Here is an 18,819-nt window from a genome sequence, read left to right as displayed (position 1 = left end):
GAGGGCAAAAACATAATCCGAACGAGTAAGCCGCTTTTCCATAATCTATGATGCTCCTCATCTTATATTTTTTGTTTATAGTATAGGTGAAATGAATGGAAAAGGGAATAGTTAGCAGTTCCTAATCAGGAGAGGAAATCGATGAAAAAATTTAATTTCAACCAATTTAAGCTGAAAAAAGTCAATATCGACGATCTTGACGACCGTTTGCTGCTAATTAATTTATATGGAACACAAGGTTTTATCCTGCTGGTCGCACTTATTATATTTCTGTTTCAAAAACGAAACCCGCTGCAATTGCTGGCGCCTCACTCCTGGGGAGCGATCGCAGGCTGGTCGATTCTGTTCGCGGCGGCCGTGCTTATTGTGGATATGGCCATTACCCGGTGGGTACCGGAGGAAGTGACGGATGACGGCGGGATTAACGATAAACTGTTCGGCAATCGGCCTCTGTGGCATATTGCGGTTATCTCTTTGTTTGTTTCGATTTGCGAGGAAATGCTGTTCCGCGGCGCCATTCAGGAAGCTTGGGGGGCCTATTGGACCAGTATATTATTTGCGGCGATCCATATCAGGTATTTGCAGCACTGGCTGATGACCGGTCTGGTATTTGGGATCAGCTACGGGCTGGGCTGGATTTATGTCCATACCGGGACCATCTGGACGCCGATAGCGGCGCATTTTATTATTGATTTAACGATGGGATGTATACTTCGATTCAGGAGGGAGAAGTAATGGCAGGCCGGAAGAGAGCATTGACAGGTGACGCGCAGCAGGCGGCCGAGCAAGACGAGCGGGATGAGCATTTTCTGCCGCCCCGGAAAATGGTCCACAAAGCGGAAAAAGAACGTTGGGTTAAATGGTTTTACCGTACGCTGCTGGCGCTGTTTTTTGCATTGGTGGTGGGGCTATTGATTTGGGGGGCCAAATTCGCTTTGAAGTGACCCCCAATACCCCTTAAGCTTAAGGGGTTTCGATGGCTCCGGGATCGACGAATGCGTATTGTTTTTCTTCCAGCCGGGTTAGCAGTGTATCCAGCGCTTTTCCCGTCCAGGGAAGCTCATGCATTAAAATATTGCTGCCCGGGCGGAGCTGGTCCAGCACATTTTGCACAACCTCGTCGGGGTTGTTTTTTTTCGTGCTCATTTCCCAATCTTTGGAGCCGTTGGACCAGGTCATGTAAAGCAGATGTTCGTCCAAGGCTTTTTGCCTTACATAGTCGCTTCCCGAACCGAAAGGCGGCCGAAAGAAAACGGGAGGTTTGCCGATGAGGTCCTTTACGATCGTCTGCACATCCGTAATCTGTTGGGTGACTTTTTCATTATTTTCCTTTTTTAGATCGATATGATCCCACGAATGGTTGCCGATATATTGGCCGCGTTCATGAATCTGTTTAAGCAACTCCGGGTTCCGCTTAACCAAATAACCATTGACAAAAAATATCGCTTTGGCTTTATGTTTATCCAGCGTATCCAGCAGCGGCTCCAATGTTTCTTTATTTTTAGGCCCGTCGTCGAACGTAAGCAGCACCACTTTTTTGTTGCCGTCCGGGCTGATGGGCACAATATCTACCGTTTTCGGATTCAGCCGGTACGTCTTGGTCTGTTCTGCCGGAGTTGGGGCTGTAACTTGCGCGGACGTGCCGCCTGCGGTGCCGGATGAGACAGGTTCCGTTGGTGCGGGAGGTTTGCCGGGTGACGTTTCCACTGCCGGCTTGATCGGCTCCGGTGACGCTTGCGCGGCAGGCGGCGACTGAACTACGGGTGTCGGAGCTGTTTGAGCCGGAACAGATTGTGTGGGAGCAGCGATGCCGCAAGCGCTAAGCGTACATAGAAGAGCGGCGCCAAGCCCCGTTAATTTGATATGCGATTTCATCCGTATTCTACTCCATTCCGCTTTTTTGGCTGCTTGACTCCCTTATTTTATCATGCATGCGCCGGCACCCGGTAGTGAAAAATAACTATTGCTCGGACAAATCTAATTGGGAGGGATTATTGATGAAGATGGGCGCATTTGTAGTTGGCGGGCTTCTAGGTGCTACCGCCGTCGTCGCTTTCCAGAAATATCGCGGATCCATGATGGCGATGAGTTCGACATCGGACTCGTTTGGCAAAATCGTTGAAAAAGGCATGCATATGGTTAGCAAAAACAAAGCGGAGAACTATAAGTCCGCGGCGGCCTCCGGCGATGCCAAAACAAATTTCTCTTCAGCCGATTCCAAATCGTCTAAATCGGGCGGTTCGGACTTCAGTGAGGTCGAGAAAATCGTCAAGCAGGACCCCAGCGTGAAGCAGCAAGTTGACGAAATTTTAAGTGAAAATGCTCATTCCTCCAGCTCTTATCAAAGCCACTAATCCGCATCAACAAGCGTCTTGTCCCGTTCCCTCAGGAACGGGATTTTTACTTTATCAGCCGTTTACATAGTGCAGGGGCAGGAATTTTCGGCTATATTCAAGCATTCTATAAAATACTGTGCTATAATATATTATGGATACAAGCCATTTTTTTTCACCATTCAGATGGTTTGCTCATAAGCTATTATTATACCTGTCGACAGGGAGGGATCCTGTGTGAAAATTGAGCGTTTAAGTCAGGATAAAATCCGGATATTCCTCACATTCGACGACTTATCCGAGCGCGGAATCCAGAAGGACGACATGTGGCGGGAAATACCGAAGGTTCACGAGTTATTCAGCGAAATGATGGATCAGGCCTATTCGGAGCTTGGTTTTGATGCCACAGGCCCGCTTGCCGTCGAGGTCTTTGCCATGCCTGCTCAAGGGATGGTTGTCATCGTAACTCGCGGCAAAATGGACTTTCAGCGTGGTATAGACGATGCGGACGACGCAGATGAAATATATGAAATGGAAGTTACGCTGGAACAAAGCGATCTGATTTCCTATGCATTCCACGATTTCGAAGATCTGCTTAGAGCTTCCCGTGTGCTCAATCCTTTGCTCATAGAGGGCGGTACGTTATTTTCGTATAAGAACAAGTGGATCTTGCAGCTTGAACCGGTAGAGATGGAAGAAGACCGCTACCAGACGATCATTGCCATATTGTCCGAGTTTGGCGAAGCGACGTCTGTCACAAGAGCGGTTCTTGAGGAGTACGGCAACACCGTGATTTCGGATGACGCCGTCAAAGTGCTTTGTTCCCATTTTAAGTGAGAGTTCAAAAAGTCGGCTTTTCATGATCGATCAGAAAGCATCTTCATCAGCGGCGGCGCTGCTTGCGCTGCATTGATGACAGATGCTTTTTTGAATTTTGCCATAATAGGCGGAAAGAGGTCATGGAAAAAGAAATCGAAAACGTCTATAATATGTTTTATTTACGTACGCTGGATCGAAGGGAGCGCACGCGATGCAATTTTTTTCTATACTTATGGCAGCCGTTGCGCCGGGTGTCGCTCTATTGGCTTATTTCTATTTGAAGGACCGTTACGATACCGAACCGATTCATCTGGTCATGAAAATGTTTCTGTTCGGCGTCTTGATCGTATTTCCGACGATGGTGCTGCAGCGGGCTTTGGTTCATGCGACATCCGACGATCCGTTTTCCTTTGCGTTTATTATTTCCGGCGGTCTTGAGGAATTTTTAAAATGGTTTTTGCTGTATTATATCATTTACCGCCATACTTCTTTTGACGAGCCTTATGACGGCATCGTTTATGCCGTAGCCGTTTCGCTAGGATTCGCCACTTTGGAAAACGTCATTTACGCGTTTTTTAACTACTCCAGCTTTTCATTGCTTCTTCTGCGGGCTTTTCTTCCGGTTTCCGGCCATGCCATATTTGGCGTGCTGATGGGATATCATTTGGGGCAAGCCAAATTTCATAAAGAAGTGGAAACCAAACACCTGCTGATGTCGTATTTTGTTCCGATGTTTTGGCACGGCATGTTTGATTTCATCCTGATCCAATTCCCGTCGAATTGGGCTTGGTTGATGGTTCCGTTTATGATTTATTTATGGGTTCGCAGCATTAAAAAAGTAAACCGCGCCAACAGCACGTCGCCTCTCCGGCTAATTACCCGCGAAGATGAGGTTAAAATATAGTCATCTAGTTAATAATGGAAGATGAGGTAATGAAGAACCCGGATATTTTAGGTTTTGCGGAGGGAGTCCATGACAGAGACGCGGGTGAAAGTAACGATTCGCTGCCGGCGGTGCGGCGAGAGGTTTATTTTGCGTGGCAGAAGAAACAAAGGCAAGATAGATACTGGATTTAAACAATGCATCTGCAGCAACGAGTACGATTTTGACATTGAAACGCAAGATTTCTAAACAAAACACGAATGAAACGCAAACGAGAGGAGCCCTTTTCCAGGGCTTCTTTTTGCATATTAGGATGCATAATCCAGATTCGGGGGGCTAACACTAACCACAAAGGAAAGTTATTGAAAGGAGCATGCAATCCGATGTACAAAAGATTAAGTATGGTTCTGTTTCCGGTTTTTCTGCTTGCGCTCGTCGGAGTCGGATTCTGGGGGTATCAGGAGCATCAGGAGAAAAACTCGGTGCTGATCAAAGCGGAAAATCAGTATCAGCGGGCGTTTCACGATTTGTCCTTCCACGTAGAGCGGCTGCAAACCGAACTTGGCAACACGCTTGCCGTCAACTCAAGTTCACCCGACGCCTACAAAAAAGGATTAATCAACGTCTGGAGAATTACGAGCCAAGCGCAGGGCGAAATCAACCAGCTGCCGCTGACGCTGCTTCCTTTTAACAAAACGGAAGAGATGCTGTCGAATACCTCGAAATTCGCTTATCAGGCAGCCGTGCGCGATTTAAGCAAGCAGCCGCTGAGCGAAGACGAGAAGTCGACGCTAACCGCGCTTTACGAGCATTCCAAAGAGATCTCCAAGCAGCTTCGGGAAACGCAAGATAAAGTTCTCAGCAACAATTTGCGGTGGATGGATGTAGAGATGGCGCTGGCCACTCAAAAAGAGCCGCAGGACAATACGATTATCGACGGCTTCACAACCGTGGATAAAAAAGTATCGGAATATTCGGATCTGAAATTCAGTCCTTCTTCGCTCAACTCGAACAAAAACCGCAACACGAAAATAATCGGAGGCCAAGAGGCGTCGCCTGAGGAAGTGAAAGACAAAGCGGGCAAGCTGCTTGGTATCGCAGACACTTCGCAGTTTACGGTTGTCGAGAACGGGGCCAACACCGACTATAACACGTACAGCGTTACAGGTCCGATGCCCAATACCACCGACGGGGTGCACATGGATTTCTCGAAAAACGGAGGGGAACTCCTATGGTTTTCCGCATCCCGCGACGTTCCCGAGAAGAAGCTGGATATGCGGCAGGCCAGAGATGCAGCGGCGCAATTTCTGGATACGCGCGGATATCCGGGCATGACGGCGACCAGCTACCAGGAATACAACAACGTGGCCAATATTAATTTTGCGACGAAAAAAGGCGACGTCATCAACTATCTGGAGAAGCTGACGGTGAATGTGGCGCTGGACAATGGCGATATGATCGGCATGCAGGCTAACGATTTTGCGATGGAGCATCATGCCGAGCGGACAATGCCTAAACCTACAGTCTCAGCAGAGGAAGCGAAAAAGTCGCTGAATCCGAATTTTGTCATCACCGGCGAAGCGCTGGCGCTGATCCGCAATGAGCTGGAGCAGGAGGTGCTGTGCCATCAGTTCACCGGCAAAATTAACGGATCGGCTTACCGCTTCTATATTAACGCGGAGACGGGCGCACAGGAGCGTGTCGATAATTTGTATTCGGAACAAGCCCAGCCCCAACCTCAACCTCAAGCCTGACTTGAAATTCCGAAGGAGCGCAAACCGCTCCTTTTTTTGTTTTTCTGTACGCCCCTTTCGGTATTGACTAATCATGTTATAATAGCAAATATAGGTAGTTCAAAAGTACTGGTTTTTGACAAAGCGCAGGGGGTGCTGTGAAATGCTTCCAAAAGTAAATCAGATTTTATATATACAAGTAAACTCTGTAGATCCGGATGAAGCGAGCAAACAGTTCAAATCGCGGATAGCCGACGTTTCCGAAACGGCCATCGGCATGGAAATCCCGATCGACGAGAAGACGGGCAAGCTGAAACGTCTCTATCCAGGGGACGAGATGAACGCATATTTCATTACGGACGGCGGTGTGAAAAATTATTTCAACACCACGGTGCTCGGATTTACCGACGATGTCATCAGGCTGGTGCTTATTAAACGTCCGGATCCGGAGACGATTACGAAAGTGCAGCGGCGCAATTTTTTGCGGGTTCCCGCAGAGCTTGAAATTGCGGTGAAATATTCGGACCAGCTGAAATTTGTGACATTAACCGACGATGTCGGCGGCGGCGGCATTTCGTTTCTATGCGACGGTTATATTCCGCTTCATAACCAGCAGATTGTCTCCTGTTGGGTGCTTATCCATTATAAAAACAATCAAATCGAACATGTTCCCTTCAACGGCGAAATCGTTCGCGTGAAGCAGCTGGAGTCGGGCAAGCAGCAGGTGATGATGCGTTATTCGGAAATTACGGACAGAGACAGGCAGAAGATTATCCGGTATTGCTTCGAGCGCCAGCTTGATTTCCGCAAGAAATGATCGTGTTCATGGAAGGCGTATAGCTGCCATCCTTTGTTACCGCTCTTATAAATCGTGGATAAACAGGGTATACTAGCCACCGACTCTGCTTACGGACAGGTGGTTTATTTGTGAAGTCGAATCGGGAGCAAAAGAAATACGCGAGGTTGTTTAAGCTGCTTTCGGGCAAAGTGGAGAAAACGCTGATTCGCATTGTTATCGGTCTGGCGGCGGCATTGCTGATAAGCCAGCTGCTGCTGCAATTTGATGCGGTCAGAAGTGCTGTCGTGAAGGTCGAACAGTTGGAAGGAACGTTTTACAAACATCCTTAAAACGCGAACTTTGGCGAAAGCCTTTTGCTTAACCACATGAGGTGTGGTATAATTTTCTACGTTCGTTTTATGAAGTCAGGAGGCCCGTAGGATTGAAAAAATTCAACATTGCTATAGATGGTCCGGCGGGGGCTGGCAAGAGCACCATTGCCCGGCTTGTCGCTGAACGTCTCGGGTTTATTTATGTAGATACCGGGGCCATGTATAGAGCAGTTACGTGGAAAATTTTGCGGACGGATACCAGCTTGGAGCAAGACGATCAGATGATTCGCTTGGTGCAGCATACGGATATTCAGTTGCTGCCTGGCGAAAAAGGACAACTTGTTTATGTCGATGGTGACGATGTTACGTTGAACATCAGATATCCGGAAGTGACAAGCAATGTTTCGCGTGTGGCGAGTGTTGCGGAAATTCGCAAAATACTGGTTGCCAAGCAGAAGGAAATGGCCGCCTCCAAAGGCGTAGTTATGGACGGCCGGGATATCGGCAGCACCGTATTGCCGGATGCGGAAGTCAAGGTCTTTTTAACCGCTAGCGTACGCGTGAGGGCCGACCGCAGATTCAAAGAACTTCAAGCGGCGGGACAAGCCGACGGCATTACGCTGGAGCGTTTGGAAGCGGATATTGCGGCACGCGACAAGATGGATCAGGAACGTGAAACGTCCCCGCTGGTCAGGGCGGAAGGTGCGGTTCTGCTGGATACGACAGAGATGTCGATTCCCGAGGTGGTGGAGAGCATTTTATCGCTTTGCCGGGAGCACGCGGTCGGAGGGAAGTAAGCCATGTTGTACCGATTTTTTAAAGCTATTTTCCATGTCCTTTTTAAAATTTTGTACCGGTATGAAGCAGTTGGCTTAAATCACATTCCCGCGTCAGGCCCAGTTGTGCTGTGCGCCAATCATACAAGCAATCTTGACCCTCCTTTTCTAGGCACACCGCTGGATCGCGATGTTCATTATATGGCAAAAGCCGAATTGTTTGCCGTCCCCGTCCTTGGTTGGGTGCTTCCGAGAATTAAAGCATTTCCCGTTAAAAGGGGTGGTGTCAGCAAGGAGTCAATCCGGTTGTCGCTTGGGCTGCTGAAGGACGGAAATGTCATCGGCATTTTTCCTGAGGGCTCGCGCAGCAATGCCGGCGGTATGGGGAAGAAGGGGGCTGCCAGTCTCGCTTTGAGAGGCGACGCTGAGGTCATCCCTGCAGCGATTATCGGGACTTATGCGCCGTTTCGCAAAATGAAAATCGTTTACGGTCAAGCGATCGATTTATCCGAATTTAAAGAAGCGGGATCGGAAGGACTTGAGTTGGCAACGGACAAAATCATGTCGACGATTCGTGCGATGAAAGCTGAACATGAGAAAAAGTGAAAACTTTTTAGAATGGAATTACGCAATTGGATTCATACTATCTTTAAAATAATATTTTTAACTGCGACCTTGTGCCGCAGATTAATTTATATGTAAGATAATACAAGCAATTGTAGCTATATCAATGGTGCAGGTTGCATATCGAGGAGGAATTAACAATGTCTGAAGAAATCAAAGTGGAACAAACCGAGCAAGCTACGCAAGAGCAAACGATGGGTGACGTTACTGTGCTCAAGAGAGGCGACGTGGTCAAGGGAAAAATCATCAAAGTTGACAACGACCAAGCCTTTGTTGACATTGGTTACAAATACGACGGTGTGATCCCGCTTCGTGAGCTTTCGTCCGTTCAACTTGACGATGCTACGCAAGGGGTTCAAGTAGGTCAAGAAGTTGAACTGCGTATCGTGAAATTAAACGATGCAAGAGAAGAACTGATTCTCTCCAAACGTTCGATCGATTCCGAGAAAGCTTGGGAACAACTTTCCGCACATATGGAAAGCAAAACGATTCTCGAAGCTGTTGTTGCCGAAGTTGTAAAAGGCGGTTTGGTCGTTGACGTTGGCTTGCGCGGTTTCGTACCGGCTTCCATGGTTGAACGCGGCTTCGTTGAAGATTTCAGCGATTACAAAGGACGTACGTTGCGTCTGCGCGTCAAAGAAATGGACCGTGAGAAAAACAAAGTCATCCTTTCGCAAAAAGACGTTCTTGACGAAGAATACGAAGCAGGCAAAAAAGAGATCATCTCCGGCTTGACGGTTGGACAGCAATTAAGCGGCACCGTTCAACGCCTCACTCAATTCGGCGCTTTCATCGATATCGGCGGCGTAGACGGGCTTGTACATATTTCCGAGATGGCTTGGCATCACGTCGAGTCTCCTTCCGAAGTTGTTAAAGAAGGCGATCAAGTGCAAGTGCAAGTATTAAAAGTAGATCCGGCCAACGAGCGGATCAGCCTCAGCATCAAGGCAACTCAACCGGGACCTTGGCAGCAAGCTGCGAATCAGTTTAAAACCGGCGAAATCGTTACAGGTACGGTAAAACGTCTTGTCGCATTCGGCGCATTTGTTGAAGTGGCACCAGGCGTAGAAGGGCTTGTGCACATTTCCCAAATCGCACACCGCCATATCGGCACTCCTCATGAAGTGCTGAAGGAAGGCCAAGAAGTGAATGTGAAGATTTTGGAAATCAACGCCGATGAAAAGCGGATCAGCCTTAGCATCAAAGAAACGGAAGAAGCTCCTGCCGCTGAAGCAAAACCGGAAAGAGAAAGACCGTCACGCAACCGCGAGCCTAGAGAACATGTGGATATCCCGCCGGCTCAAAGCTTGACATTAAACTTGGGCGAGCGTTTTGGCGACAAACTCAGCAAATTTAAATGAGGCGCAGCGCTGTAAGCGCGAAGCTAATCAAATAAAGAAGCAGCAAAAAGGCGCACTCAGAAGAGTGTGCCTTTTTGCTAATGGTGCTTACTTCGGATTACCGGTTGTGGATCTGCTTGTGGAGGACATCTCGAGTTGAAACGAGTAAAAGCACCCGATAAAGCCATACTAAGGTAAATGAAAGCAGGAAACAAAAGCAGGCCAAACTGAACGCTCAGGTGATCGTATGAATCCAGGGTACTTATCGCTTTTGTTAATCAGCATCACGGTTATTTTATTAGCCAGCGGGTGGAAAGAGGTTCTGGTCAGAGGTATTTCTCACAAAGTGATACTTCTTTTTTTTATGCTGTGGTTGGGTTCGCTCGGGATCGTCGTCCATTGGCAAGGATGGAGCGTGTACTGCTGTTTTTTGCTTGTTGCGCTTATGTCCGTGGCGATTGTGCTGCGTACGGAAGGTTTTTTGCAAAAATGCCATCTGCTCTCATCCGGTCTGCTGATGGGTTCGATTTATTTTTTTCTAAGGGAAGCCGCTTATGTATTGCCCGTCCTGATGTCGCATGATGAATTGCAAAGCGGCATGATTTTGGGATTCTCGGCTTTTTTGCTGACAAGACAGCCATTGCCCCAAACGGCATGTATTTGCCTCGGATTGATCGTAGGAGATATTTATTTTGCATATGTTCACCAAGCGCAAGGATATCATGCGGCTTTGGGAGATCCGCAATTTCAGGACCGCTGGTGGATGGCGATCTGGACAGCCAGAGGTTGCTCTCTGGTGTGGCTTGGGATGTTATCCGGCGGCAAGCAGGCAGTAAAGGTGTGGCAGAACAGGGGGAAAGGCAACCGGGGATGACTGTATGGGACCGTATGGATAATTAAAATGCGCCGAAATTTCGGATAAACTGCGCGCGCGTGGAAAAACGATGGTAAAATGAACTTGTAAAGTTAGCTGGAAAAAGTGGGTCTTAATCGGCTTTCATTTACTTCGAACTTTATTTTTGATATGATGTAAGTTGTGAATTTTTTCATGCTGTGAAGCAGCATATGGTTAAGGAGTTGAAAAATCATGGCCAGACCGATCATTGCGATTGTGGGAAGGCCCAATGTCGGAAAATCCACTATATTCAACCGGGTCATCGGCGAACGGTTAGCAATAGTGGAAGACAAACCCGGCGTTACCCGGGATCGTCTCTATGGCATAGGCAGTTGGCTGGACAGAGAGTTCAGCGTAGTGGATACAGGCGGTATTGAGATTGAAGGAGAAGACCAGATTTTACGCTCGGTCAGGCTGCAGGCTGAGCTGGCTATCGAAGAAGCGGATGTCATTATATTTATGGTTGATGCCAAAGCTGGCGTGACTCCAGCTGACGACGAAGTGGCGCAAATGCTGTTCCGCGCCAAGAAGCCCGTTGTGCTCGCGGTGAATAAAGTGGACAATTTACAGCGTCAGGACGATATTTACGAATTTTACAGCCTCGGATTCGGCGATCCGATCGGCATATCGGGTTCCCATGGGCTTGGCATCGGCGATTTGATGGATGTCGTAATCGGACATTTGCCCGATCCGCTTGATGAGGAATACGGCGAAGAAGTGATCAAGGTGGCCGTGATCGGCCGGCCGAATGTCGGTAAATCCTCTCTTGTCAACGCCATTTTGGGCGAAGAGCGGGTGATTGTCAGCGATATTGCGGGAACGACCCGGGACGCTATTGATACGCCGTTTGAAAAAGACGGCCAGAAATACGTCATTATCGATACGGCCGGTATGCGCAAACGCGGCAAAGTATATGAAACGACGGAGAAATACAGCGTCATGCGCGCGATGAAGGCGATTGAACGGGCAGATGTCGTTCTGGTGGTCATTAACGGCGAAGAAGGCATCATCGAGCAGGACAAGCATATTGCCGGTTACGCTCATGAGGCGGGGAAAGCTTCCATATTTGTAGTGAACAAATGGGATATCGTGGAGAAAGACGACAAGACGATGCATCAATTCACCCAAAAAATTCGCGATCATTTCTTGTTTATGACTTACGCTCCGGTCCTGTTTGTATCTGCAAAAACGACGCAAAGATTGCATAAGCTGCTGCCGGTCGTCGTGAATGTTGCGGAACAACACGCAATGCGCGTCCCTACACATATGCTTAACGATGTCGTATCCGACGCCGTTGCGATTAATCCGCCTCCTACGGATAAAGGCAGAAGGCTGAGAATCAATTATGTCACGCAGGTAGCGGTTAAACCTCCGGCCATTGTCGTATTTGTCAACGATCCGGAGATCATGCATTTCTCCTATGAACGCTATTTGGACAATAAGATTCGCGCCGCCTTCGGTTTTGAAGGGACGCCGATCCGGATCTTTACAAGAAAAAAATCTGATGACGAATAGGGGAACGGCATCATGACGTTAAATATCGTTTCTATTATTGTCGGTTATTTATTGGGTTCGATCAGCTTCAGTTATTTGGCCGGACGCCTGCTTAAGGGCATCGATATCCGCAACCACGGCAGCGGCAACGCAGGAGCGACCAATACGCTCCGGGTGCTTGGCAAAGGTCCGGCCGTTGTCGTCCTGCTGCTGGACGCTGTCAAAGGCGCCGCCGCCGTAGGGATCGGATACGCAATAAGCGGCGGAGATCCGCTCATCCAGGTGTTGTGCGGGCTCGCCGCCATTGCCGGCCACAACTGGCCGGTGTACTTCGGCTTCCGCGGCGGCAAAGGTATTGCAACGACGATCGGCGCGATGGCTTCGCTTGCTTTTGTGCCGACGCTGATCGCCGGGATCATTGCCATCGTGGTGATCGCCTTGACCAAATACGTTTCTTTAGGTTCGCTGCTGCTTACAGCCGTATTGCCCTTTCTACTTTATTTCACCGGCAAGCCGATGGAAATGTTCTGGTTCAGCATCCTTCTAGCTTTATTTGCTTTTGTTCGGCACCGCTCGAATATTGTCCGGCTTGTTCAGGGCAACGAAAACAAGCTGGGTACGAAAAAAGCATAACCTTCAGGTTCACATATTCAACCCGGGAGGAATCTTATGGCAAAGACTGATAAGGTAGCCGTGCTGGTCGCAGGAAGCTGGGGCACCGCGCTGGCTTCCGTATTGGCCGACAACGATAAAGACATCTCCATATGGTCGCGCAATGCTCAGCAGGTTGAAGAAATGAACACACTGCATACGAATGAACGCTTTCTGCCGGGGGTTCAACTCTCGCCGCGCATACACGCCACTGCTTCGATGGAGGAAGCGTTATCGGGTGCAAATGCCGTGCTGCTGGTAGCGCCTTCTTCCGCGATGAGAAGTGTCGCTGCGGCGATGAAGCCGTATATTCAACCGGACATGACGGTCATTCACGCAACAAAAGGGTTTGAAACCGGCACACTCGAACGGATGAGCCAGGTTATTGCAGATGAACTGCCGCAGCTTGAACCGGGGAGGATCGCCGTGCTTTCCGGCCCAAGCCACGCGGAGGAGGTAATCCGCAGATGTCCGACAACCGTTGTGGTCGCATCCGAATCGCAGGAAACGGCCGAGCTTGCGCAGGATTTATTTATCAATTCGTATTTTCGCGTCTACACCAATGCGGATATTATCGGCGTTGAGGTCGGCGGCGCGCTCAAAAATATCATTGCCCTCGGCGCAGGGCTGACGGATGGGCTGGAATTCGGAGACAACGCGAAAGCGGCGTTGTTGACAAGGGGCCTCGCCGAAATCAGCCGTTTAGGGACCGCTATGGGAGCAAGTCCTCTGACTTTTGCCGGTTTAGCCGGAGTCGGCGACCTTGTCGTTACTTGCACAAGCAAACACAGCCGGAATTGGCGGGCCGGATATATGCTCGCTCAAGGCAACACGCTGGAACAGGTGCTGCAGCAAATGGGCATGGTTGTGGAGGGCGTCAAAACAACGCAAGCGGCCTTTGTGCTGGCGCAGCGGTACGATGTGACGATGCCGATCACCGAACAGCTCCATCAGGTGTTGTTTTCCGGGAAATCGCCGCGAGCCGCCGTAGAGGACCTGATGGGCCGCGGCCGGACGCACGAAATCGAAGAAACGGCAAATTTTCGCGAATATGAATGATTGTGCCGGGTCAAGAGCCTAATCCAATTATCATCTGCCCTCATATTATAGCTTAGACCGATTCATTGTCTAATCTATATACCTGGGAGGGTGCGGAAATGGCCGGCAAAGATTTATCCAAAGACGTGCTGAATGTCGTGAAAAAGAAAACCGGAAAAAATATCTCTGCACAGGATATCAATAAGCTTGCGAGCGGCGTGAAGCCGTCGACGATGAGCAGCGAAGCTCAACTGAAGCAGCTGATCAAGCAAGTATCCAACATGGTTAAAGTTCCGGTTAGCGATGCTACCGTCAATGAAATCATTCAAGCAGTGAAATCCAGCAAGCTGAATCCGGGCAATATGGAGCAGCTGATGAAAATGATGATGAAAAAATGAACAAATTAAGGCATAAGCGCCTGAAATCGGCGTTTATGCTTTTTTTGTGTTATAATCAGTGTTAGTTTTTTGGCACGCCATATTACTCTGTTTAGGAGACCAAACCTATGTCAAGCATGGATAAGATGTGGGCTTCCTTCATCGCCATCGGTTTAATGCTGGTTGCATCGGGAATCATTACGGTTGCGCGCAGCAAAACAAAAGGATGGCTGCGTGTTGTGTTATCCATCATCGCTTTTTTGCTATTTTTGCCTATTGTGGTGTATATGATGTTGTCTATGATTTAAGGGAGGACGTTAGGGAATGATGGATTTAAAGGGTCGCAGAGTCCAGAAGTCGTTTGAACCGGAAACGGGGCTGACGATACTGGATTTGGCTTTAAAACACGATGTCGACTGGGGATTCTCTTGTTCCCGAGGCACGTGCGCGCGCTGCCGCTGCCTGGTAACCGAAGGCATGGACTATTTGGCTGCCCCTACGGACGAAGAGCTGGACCGTCTGGAACCGGAAGAACTGGACCAGGGCTTCAGATTGGGCTGCCAAGCGAAGGTTAAACAAGCTGGACACATCGCGGTTGCTTATAAGCCGTACTTTTGAGAATATGACGATCCCATTACATATACATGATGCCATAATCGACATTACGCTCAGGCTGAAGAATGTGCCGGCCAATTGGCTGATCGGCGGCAGCTGCGGGCTGCTGCTGCAAGGGGTTGAGACCGGGAAAGCGCCCCGCGATCTCGACATGTACGCCGATACGGAGGATGCTTCGGCGATTGCCGCGGCATTGGCTTACACCGCTGAAGACAAGCCGCAATACAGTGAAACGGAAATATACCGTTCCATATTAAGCCATTACAAATACGACGATATTGTGCTTGAGCTGGTCGGTGGCTTCCAAATTATATCCAGCGGCAGCATTTATACGGTGGAAACGGGTTTTCTGCGCAGCCGGCTGCCGGTGACGGTTCAGCTCGGAGACGTTAGCGTGCCGCTGATGCCGCTCTCTCATGAGCTTATTTTCAACTTGCTGCGCGGCCGTGAGGACCGCTATACGGCGATTGCCGGCGCGATGCGCGCCGATATGGAGCAGCACCGCGAGGCGCTGCAGACGCTTGTGAAACGCAACAAGCTGAGCCCGCAGCTTACCCTTCGAATCAAGGAACTGCTGGGTAACGGCGATTGGTTCTAAGCGCGATTTTACTGGAGAAAGGAACACGTGTAACGATGCCTCCGGAAATTACTTTTTTGCCGGATAATAAAAAGATTGGGGTGCGGCCCGGAACAACGGTTTTGGATGCAGGTAAAAAGGCCCGGGTCCATATACGCACCCGATGCGGAGCGAAGGCGGCTTGTTTGATGTGTAAAGTGATCGCCGCGGATCCGGCGGGACTTTCGCCCTTGTCGCTTAATGAAAAGCTCAAGCTCGGCGGGTTGGAGGAGATGGGTTACCGGCTGGCTTGCCAAGCCAAAATCGTCGGCAACGCGACGGTCACCATTCCGGAGGATCCGCTTAAGGCCGCTGTTCGCGAGCAATTGGCGCGAATGAAGGAGGAGGAGTTATGAAGACGCGTTTAGCTATAGCGCTGTTATTGGTTGTGGCGTCAATAGGTCTTTCGGGCTGTATGTATTCCAAGGAAATGAGTCAAGGGAACGTACTTGCCTCTCAAGAATTTATACTGGTCGTGCAAAACGCCATCGATCAATATCATGTCAAAACCGGCGTGCTGCCGATTAAAAATAGCGAGGAAACGACGCCGATTTACGAGAAATATATGATCGATTTCAAGAAGCTGAAAGAACGCGGGTTTATCAGCACGATACCGACCAACTCGTTCGAGAACGGCGGCAGCAACATTTATGTGCTGGTTGACCCGGAAACCAAACCGACAGTGAAGCTGATGGATCTTGCCGCTTTTCAAAAAACCGTCGAGCTGCAAAAGCTGGTGGATGATTATAAAATGAAGCATAACGGCGAGCTTCCGTCGGGACAGCGAATTGCGCCGCATTTTTTCGATATGGACTACGGCAAGCTGAATGTCTCGCCGATGCAGGTTCCCAGCGTCTACACGCGCCAGTCGCTGCTATATTTCATATTGAATGAGTCAGGGACGGTTGCTGTGGATTATACACCCGAGATTATGAAAGTGATCGAGAAAAAATCGCTTCAAGGAAAACTCGACCCGAAACAAGACTTGCGCCAATTGCTTGTGGATGAGGCGTATTACGTCCCGGCCCGCTCTTATCCTTACCGTTGGACGGACGGGAAGCCAACGCCCGATATGTAGCTCAGAAACCTCTATTTTACCGATTTTGGTAGAATGGAGGTTTTTTTATGAATATCGATATCATCCGAAACATATATATCTTGACAGTGAGCAAGGAAAGCTTCTTCCCGCCGGCGAGGGGATGATATACGTGGAGCTCTTTCGATAAATAAAATATAGAGTCAAGTAGCATAATGCCGTTTCTAGCACATATATTTTTACTAGTCCGAAAGAATGTACAAGGTTCCGCCGTATACGGTCAAATGGTAATAGCCGGTTGATCGAACACGTCGCTCTTGCTTCATTTAACAACCTTTAGGAGGGATTGTCTTGGAAAAAGTGGATATCTTTAAGGACATTGCAGAACGGACGGGAGGGGACATATACCTGGGGGTCGTAGGAGCGGTCCGTACGGGCAAATCGACTTTTATTAAACGCTTCATGGAATCGGTCGTGCTGCCGAACATTCAGAATGAAGCGGACCGTGTACGGGCGACGGATGAGCTGCCGCAAAGCGCAGCAGGACGGACAATTATGACAACGGAGCCCAAATTCGTACCGAATAATGCGGTTCAGCTTCGCGTGGCCGAAGGACTCAGCGTCAATATCCGCTTGGTCGACTGCGTAGGGTATGTCGTTGAAGGGGCGAAGGGCTATGAAGACGAGAACGGCCCGCGGATGATCAACACGCCCTGGTTTGAAGAAGCGATTCCTTTTCAAGAAGCGGCAGAGATCGGCACACGCAAGGTCATTCAGGAGCATGCGACTTTAGGCGTAGTGATTACGACGGATGGCAGCATCGCGGAAATTCCGCGTGCGTCTTATGTGGATGCGGAAGACCGGATTATCGCCGAGCTGAAGGAAGTCGGTAAGCCGTTTATCGTGATCGTCAATTCGACCAAACCGAACAGCGAAGCGGCGATGGAACTGCGCAACGAGCTGCAGGCCAAACACGACATTCCGGTCGTAACGGCCAGCGTAGCGAATATGAACGAAGACGACATGACCTCCGTGCTGCGCGAGGTGCTGTATGAATTCCCGGTACACGAAGTTAACGTGAATCTCCCCAGCTGGGTGATGGTGCTTGACGAGAATCATTGGCTGCGCTCGCACTTTGAAAATTCGGTTCGCGAAACGGTGCAGGATATTCGCCGTCTGCGGGATGTGGACCGGGTTGTCAGCAATTTCGAAGGCTACGATTTTATCGAACGTGCGGCGCTTGCCGGTATGAATATGGGCCAGGGTGTTGCCGAAATCGACTTGTACGCACCCGATGAGCTGTACGATAAAATATTGATGGAAGTGGTCGGCGTCGAAATTCGCGGCAAAGATCATCTGCTTCAGCTGATGCAGGAATTCAGCCATGCGAAACGGGAGTACGATCATTTTGCGGAATCGCTGGAAATGGTCAAAACGACCGGTTACGGCATTGCGCCGCCATCGCTGGCGGAAATGAACCTCGACGAACCGGAACTCATTCGTCAGGGCTCCAGATTCGGTGTACGTTTGAAAGCGACAGCCCCATCCATTCACATGATTCGTGTCGATGTGGAATCCGAATTCTCGCCGATTATCGGAACCGAAAAGCAAAGCGAAGAGCTGGTCCGCTATCTGATGCAGGATTTCGAGGAAAATCCGCTGAAAATATGGGAGTCGGATATATTCGGCCGCAGCCTCCACTCCATTGTGCGTGAAGGCATTCAAGGCAAATTGGCGATGATGCCGGACAATGCGCGATACAAGCTGCAGGAGACGTTGGGACGCATTATCAACGAAGGTTCCGGAGGCTTAATTGCCATCATTCTTTAATCATTACGGAAAAAGCGCACTCGCCCGAGTGCCTTTTTTGCGTTTACCCCTTGAAAAAGCATGGCGGCTGTATTACTATAGGTTTGTCGTTTGTTAGAAAAACCCTCTGTTTTCCGGCGATTACGCGAAATTTCAGGTATATTTTGTAAAGAATCGGTGAACAAAGAGAATATAGCAGTCCTTATTTTGGAGGGAGGTGAAAGGCATGAACAAAACGGATTTGATCGCAAAAGTAGCTGAAGGCACCGAGCTTTCCAAAAAAGACGCAACCAAAGCAGTTGAAGCTGTTTTTGAAGCAATCTCTGATGCGCTGCAAAGCGGCGATAAAGTACAGTTGGTCGGTTTCGGAAATTTTGAGGTTCGCGAGCGCTCTGCGCGTAAAGGCCGCAACCCGCAAACCGGAGAAGAAATTGAAATCCCGGCGAGCAAAATTCCCGCTTTCAAGCCTGGTAAAGCATTGAGAGACGGAATTCAGTAATCTTGAGCGTACATACATTTTAGTCATAGCTTACCGTAAAGCCGCAGGGCGTTTTAACGCTTTGCGGTTTTTCATTTTTATCATCCGGGCAAACAAATCCGCACCTGAATCGAACAAAATTACGATTGAGTTCGCTTCACGGGGGCAAAAGCACTCGTTTCGTAAAAGATT

At 49.2% G+C, this 18,819-nt stretch carries 25 protein-coding genes; 24 read left to right on the top strand and 1 reads right to left on the bottom strand.

The features are described 5' to 3' along the window. The first annotated feature begins 141 nt into the window (after positions 1-141). Both EYB31_RS09260 and EYB31_RS09255 read left to right on the top strand, forming a co-directional pair. A complete protein-coding gene (locus EYB31_RS09260; RefSeq protein ID WP_131013025.1) occupies positions 142-735 on the top strand; it encodes a CPBP family intramembrane glutamic endopeptidase in 594 nt (197 codons plus the stop codon). Beyond that, positions 735-944, top strand: coding sequence for a hypothetical protein (locus EYB31_RS09255; protein ID WP_131013024.1), 210 nt, complete (start codon positions 735-737; stop codon positions 942-944). The genes EYB31_RS09260 and EYB31_RS09255 overlap by 1 nt, the downstream gene beginning before the upstream one ends. A 19-nt stretch (positions 945-963) precedes the next feature. On the opposite strand, the gene EYB31_RS09250 is transcribed toward EYB31_RS09255, so the two are convergent. After that, complete coding sequence (locus EYB31_RS09250) at positions 964-1,875, bottom strand: polysaccharide deacetylase family protein (RefSeq protein WP_131013023.1); 912 nt, start codon at positions 1,873-1,875, stop codon at positions 964-966. 122 nt (positions 1,876-1,997) lie between these two features. Between EYB31_RS09250 and EYB31_RS09245 the strand changes: the two genes are divergently transcribed. The 22 genes from EYB31_RS09245 (at position 1,998) to EYB31_RS09145 (ending at position 18,648) form a co-directional block, all read left to right on the top strand. Beyond that, positions 1,998-2,354, top strand: coding sequence for a hypothetical protein (locus tag EYB31_RS09245; protein WP_131013022.1), 357 nt, complete (start codon positions 1,998-2,000; stop codon positions 2,352-2,354). A gap of 216 nt (positions 2,355-2,570) precedes the next feature. Then, complete coding sequence (locus tag EYB31_RS09240) at positions 2,571-3,170, top strand: genetic competence negative regulator (RefSeq protein WP_131013021.1); 600 nt, start codon at positions 2,571-2,573, stop codon at positions 3,168-3,170. Between the two features lie 193 nt (positions 3,171-3,363). Continuing rightward, positions 3,364-4,056 (top strand): glutamic-type intramembrane protease PrsW, encoded by a 693-nt coding sequence (prsW, locus tag EYB31_RS09235; RefSeq protein WP_131013020.1) that lies wholly within the window; start codon positions 3,364-3,366, stop codon positions 4,054-4,056. Positions 4,057-4,070: 14 nt separating this feature from the next. After that, positions 4,071-4,229, top strand: coding sequence for a hypothetical protein (locus tag EYB31_RS40120; protein WP_165452308.1), 159 nt, complete (start codon positions 4,071-4,073; stop codon positions 4,227-4,229). Between the two features lie 189 nt (positions 4,230-4,418). Then, a complete protein-coding gene (ypeB, locus tag EYB31_RS09230; RefSeq protein ID WP_131013019.1) occupies positions 4,419-5,789 on the top strand; it encodes a germination protein YpeB in 1,371 nt (456 codons plus the stop codon). A 142-nt stretch (positions 5,790-5,931) separates the two neighbouring features. Then, the gene (locus EYB31_RS09225) at positions 5,932-6,585 is read left to right on the top strand and encodes a flagellar brake protein (RefSeq protein ID WP_131013018.1); all 654 of its coding nucleotides are present in this window, start codon (positions 5,932-5,934) and stop codon (positions 6,583-6,585) included. A 110-nt stretch (positions 6,586-6,695) separates the two neighbouring features. Further along, the gene (locus tag EYB31_RS09220; RefSeq protein ID WP_131013017.1) at positions 6,696-6,896 is read left to right on the top strand and encodes a hypothetical protein; all 201 of its coding nucleotides are present in this window, start codon (positions 6,696-6,698) and stop codon (positions 6,894-6,896) included. 92 nt (positions 6,897-6,988) lie between these two features. After that, entirely contained in the window at positions 6,989-7,675 is a 687-nt protein-coding gene (gene cmk, locus EYB31_RS09215) for a (d)CMP kinase (protein WP_131013016.1), read from the top strand. 3 nt (positions 7,676-7,678) lie between these two features. After that, a complete protein-coding gene (locus tag EYB31_RS09210; RefSeq protein WP_131013015.1) occupies positions 7,679-8,260 on the top strand; it encodes a lysophospholipid acyltransferase family protein in 582 nt (193 codons plus the stop codon). 158 nt (positions 8,261-8,418) lie between these two features. Continuing rightward, the gene (rpsA, locus tag EYB31_RS09205; protein WP_131013014.1) at positions 8,419-9,639 is read left to right on the top strand and encodes a 30S ribosomal protein S1; all 1,221 of its coding nucleotides are present in this window, start codon (positions 8,419-8,421) and stop codon (positions 9,637-9,639) included. A gap of 226 nt (positions 9,640-9,865) precedes the next feature. Then, positions 9,866-10,492, top strand: a complete 627-nt coding sequence (locus EYB31_RS09200; protein WP_131013013.1) for a YphA family membrane protein — start codon at positions 9,866-9,868, stop codon at positions 10,490-10,492. Between the two features lie 213 nt (positions 10,493-10,705). After that, positions 10,706-12,028 carry a ribosome biogenesis GTPase Der gene (gene der, locus EYB31_RS09195; protein ID WP_131013012.1) on the top strand — a complete coding sequence of 441 codons (1,323 nt, stop codon included), beginning with the start codon at positions 10,706-10,708 and terminating at the stop codon, positions 12,026-12,028. Between the two features lie 12 nt (positions 12,029-12,040). Beyond that, positions 12,041-12,640: a glycerol-3-phosphate 1-O-acyltransferase PlsY gene (plsY, locus tag EYB31_RS09190; protein ID WP_131013011.1), complete on the top strand. Its 600-nt coding sequence runs from the start codon at positions 12,041-12,043 to the stop codon at positions 12,638-12,640. 36 nt (positions 12,641-12,676) lie between these two features. Beyond that, positions 12,677-13,717, top strand: a complete 1,041-nt coding sequence (locus EYB31_RS09185; RefSeq protein WP_131013010.1) for an NAD(P)H-dependent glycerol-3-phosphate dehydrogenase — start codon at positions 12,677-12,679, stop codon at positions 13,715-13,717. A gap of 98 nt (positions 13,718-13,815) precedes the next feature. Further along, positions 13,816-14,094 carry a stage VI sporulation protein F gene (locus EYB31_RS09180; protein WP_131013009.1) on the top strand — a complete coding sequence of 93 codons (279 nt, stop codon included), beginning with the start codon at positions 13,816-13,818 and terminating at the stop codon, positions 14,092-14,094. 107 nt (positions 14,095-14,201) lie between these two features. Then, positions 14,202-14,381 (top strand): DUF2768 family protein, encoded by a 180-nt coding sequence (locus EYB31_RS09175; RefSeq protein WP_131013008.1) that lies wholly within the window; start codon positions 14,202-14,204, stop codon positions 14,379-14,381. 16 nt (positions 14,382-14,397) lie between these two features. Further along, positions 14,398-14,691: a 2Fe-2S iron-sulfur cluster-binding protein gene (locus tag EYB31_RS09170; protein ID WP_131013007.1), complete on the top strand. Its 294-nt coding sequence runs from the start codon at positions 14,398-14,400 to the stop codon at positions 14,689-14,691. A gap of 4 nt (positions 14,692-14,695) precedes the next feature. Further along, entirely contained in the window at positions 14,696-15,286 is a 591-nt protein-coding gene (locus tag EYB31_RS09165) for a nucleotidyltransferase domain-containing protein (RefSeq protein WP_131013006.1), read from the top strand. A gap of 35 nt (positions 15,287-15,321) precedes the next feature. Continuing rightward, positions 15,322-15,660, top strand: a complete 339-nt coding sequence (locus tag EYB31_RS09160) for a 2Fe-2S iron-sulfur cluster-binding protein (RefSeq protein WP_131013256.1) — start codon at positions 15,322-15,324, stop codon at positions 15,658-15,660. After that, positions 15,657-16,382, top strand: coding sequence for a hypothetical protein (locus EYB31_RS09155; RefSeq protein WP_131013005.1), 726 nt, complete (start codon positions 15,657-15,659; stop codon positions 16,380-16,382). The genes EYB31_RS09160 and EYB31_RS09155 overlap by 4 nt, the downstream gene beginning before the upstream one ends. Before the next feature lie 309 nt (positions 16,383-16,691). After that, the gene (gene spoIVA / locus EYB31_RS09150; protein ID WP_131013004.1) at positions 16,692-18,170 is read left to right on the top strand and encodes a stage IV sporulation protein A; all 1,479 of its coding nucleotides are present in this window, start codon (positions 16,692-16,694) and stop codon (positions 18,168-18,170) included. Positions 18,171-18,375: 205 nt separating this feature from the next. Further along, positions 18,376-18,648: an HU family DNA-binding protein gene (locus EYB31_RS09145; RefSeq protein ID WP_131013003.1), complete on the top strand. Its 273-nt coding sequence runs from the start codon at positions 18,376-18,378 to the stop codon at positions 18,646-18,648. Positions 18,649-18,819 lie beyond the last annotated feature (171 nt).

Origin of the sequence: Paenibacillus thalictri, from assembly GCF_004307995.1 — a bacterium.
GTDB lineage: Bacteria > Bacillota > Bacilli > Paenibacillales > NBRC-103111 > Paenibacillus_AF > Paenibacillus_AF thalictri.
The sequence above is the reverse complement of the archived record's forward strand: the minus strand, read 5'-3'. Positions and strand labels throughout refer to the sequence as shown.

Coding starts and splice junctions, on each gene's coding strand:
- EYB31_RS09260 (WP_131013025.1), top strand. CDS start 142: ATGAAAAAATTTAATTTCAACCAATTTAAGCTGAAAAAAGTCAATATC.
- EYB31_RS09255 (WP_131013024.1), top strand. CDS start 735: ATGGCAGGCCGGAAGAGAGCATTGACAGGTGACGCGCAGCAGGCGGCC.
- EYB31_RS09250 (WP_131013023.1), bottom strand. CDS start 1,875: ATGAAATCGCATATCAAATTAACGGGGCTTGGCGCCGCTCTTCTATGT.
- EYB31_RS09245 (WP_131013022.1), top strand. CDS start 1,998: ATGAAGATGGGCGCATTTGTAGTTGGCGGGCTTCTAGGTGCTACCGCC.
- prsW (WP_131013020.1), top strand. CDS start 3,364: ATGCAATTTTTTTCTATACTTATGGCAGCCGTTGCGCCGGGTGTCGCT.
- EYB31_RS40120 (WP_165452308.1), top strand. CDS start 4,071: ATGGAAGATGAGGTAATGAAGAACCCGGATATTTTAGGTTTTGCGGAG.
- ypeB (WP_131013019.1), top strand. CDS start 4,419: ATGTACAAAAGATTAAGTATGGTTCTGTTTCCGGTTTTTCTGCTTGCG.
- EYB31_RS09225 (WP_131013018.1), top strand. CDS start 5,932: ATGCTTCCAAAAGTAAATCAGATTTTATATATACAAGTAAACTCTGTA.
- EYB31_RS09210 (WP_131013015.1), top strand. CDS start 7,679: ATGTTGTACCGATTTTTTAAAGCTATTTTCCATGTCCTTTTTAAAATT.
- rpsA (WP_131013014.1), top strand. CDS start 8,419: ATGTCTGAAGAAATCAAAGTGGAACAAACCGAGCAAGCTACGCAAGAG.
- EYB31_RS09200 (WP_131013013.1), top strand. CDS start 9,866: ATGAATCCAGGGTACTTATCGCTTTTGTTAATCAGCATCACGGTTATT.
- der (WP_131013012.1), top strand. CDS start 10,706: ATGGCCAGACCGATCATTGCGATTGTGGGAAGGCCCAATGTCGGAAAA.
- plsY (WP_131013011.1), top strand. CDS start 12,041: ATGACGTTAAATATCGTTTCTATTATTGTCGGTTATTTATTGGGTTCG.
- EYB31_RS09185 (WP_131013010.1), top strand. CDS start 12,677: ATGGCAAAGACTGATAAGGTAGCCGTGCTGGTCGCAGGAAGCTGGGGC.
- EYB31_RS09180 (WP_131013009.1), top strand. CDS start 13,816: ATGGCCGGCAAAGATTTATCCAAAGACGTGCTGAATGTCGTGAAAAAG.
- EYB31_RS09175 (WP_131013008.1), top strand. CDS start 14,202: ATGTCAAGCATGGATAAGATGTGGGCTTCCTTCATCGCCATCGGTTTA.
- EYB31_RS09170 (WP_131013007.1), top strand. CDS start 14,398: ATGATGGATTTAAAGGGTCGCAGAGTCCAGAAGTCGTTTGAACCGGAA.
- EYB31_RS09165 (WP_131013006.1), top strand. CDS start 14,696: ATGACGATCCCATTACATATACATGATGCCATAATCGACATTACGCTC.
- EYB31_RS09160 (WP_131013256.1), top strand. CDS start 15,322: ATGCCTCCGGAAATTACTTTTTTGCCGGATAATAAAAAGATTGGGGTG.
- EYB31_RS09155 (WP_131013005.1), top strand. CDS start 15,657: ATGAAGACGCGTTTAGCTATAGCGCTGTTATTGGTTGTGGCGTCAATA.
- EYB31_RS09145 (WP_131013003.1), top strand. CDS start 18,376: ATGAACAAAACGGATTTGATCGCAAAAGTAGCTGAAGGCACCGAGCTT.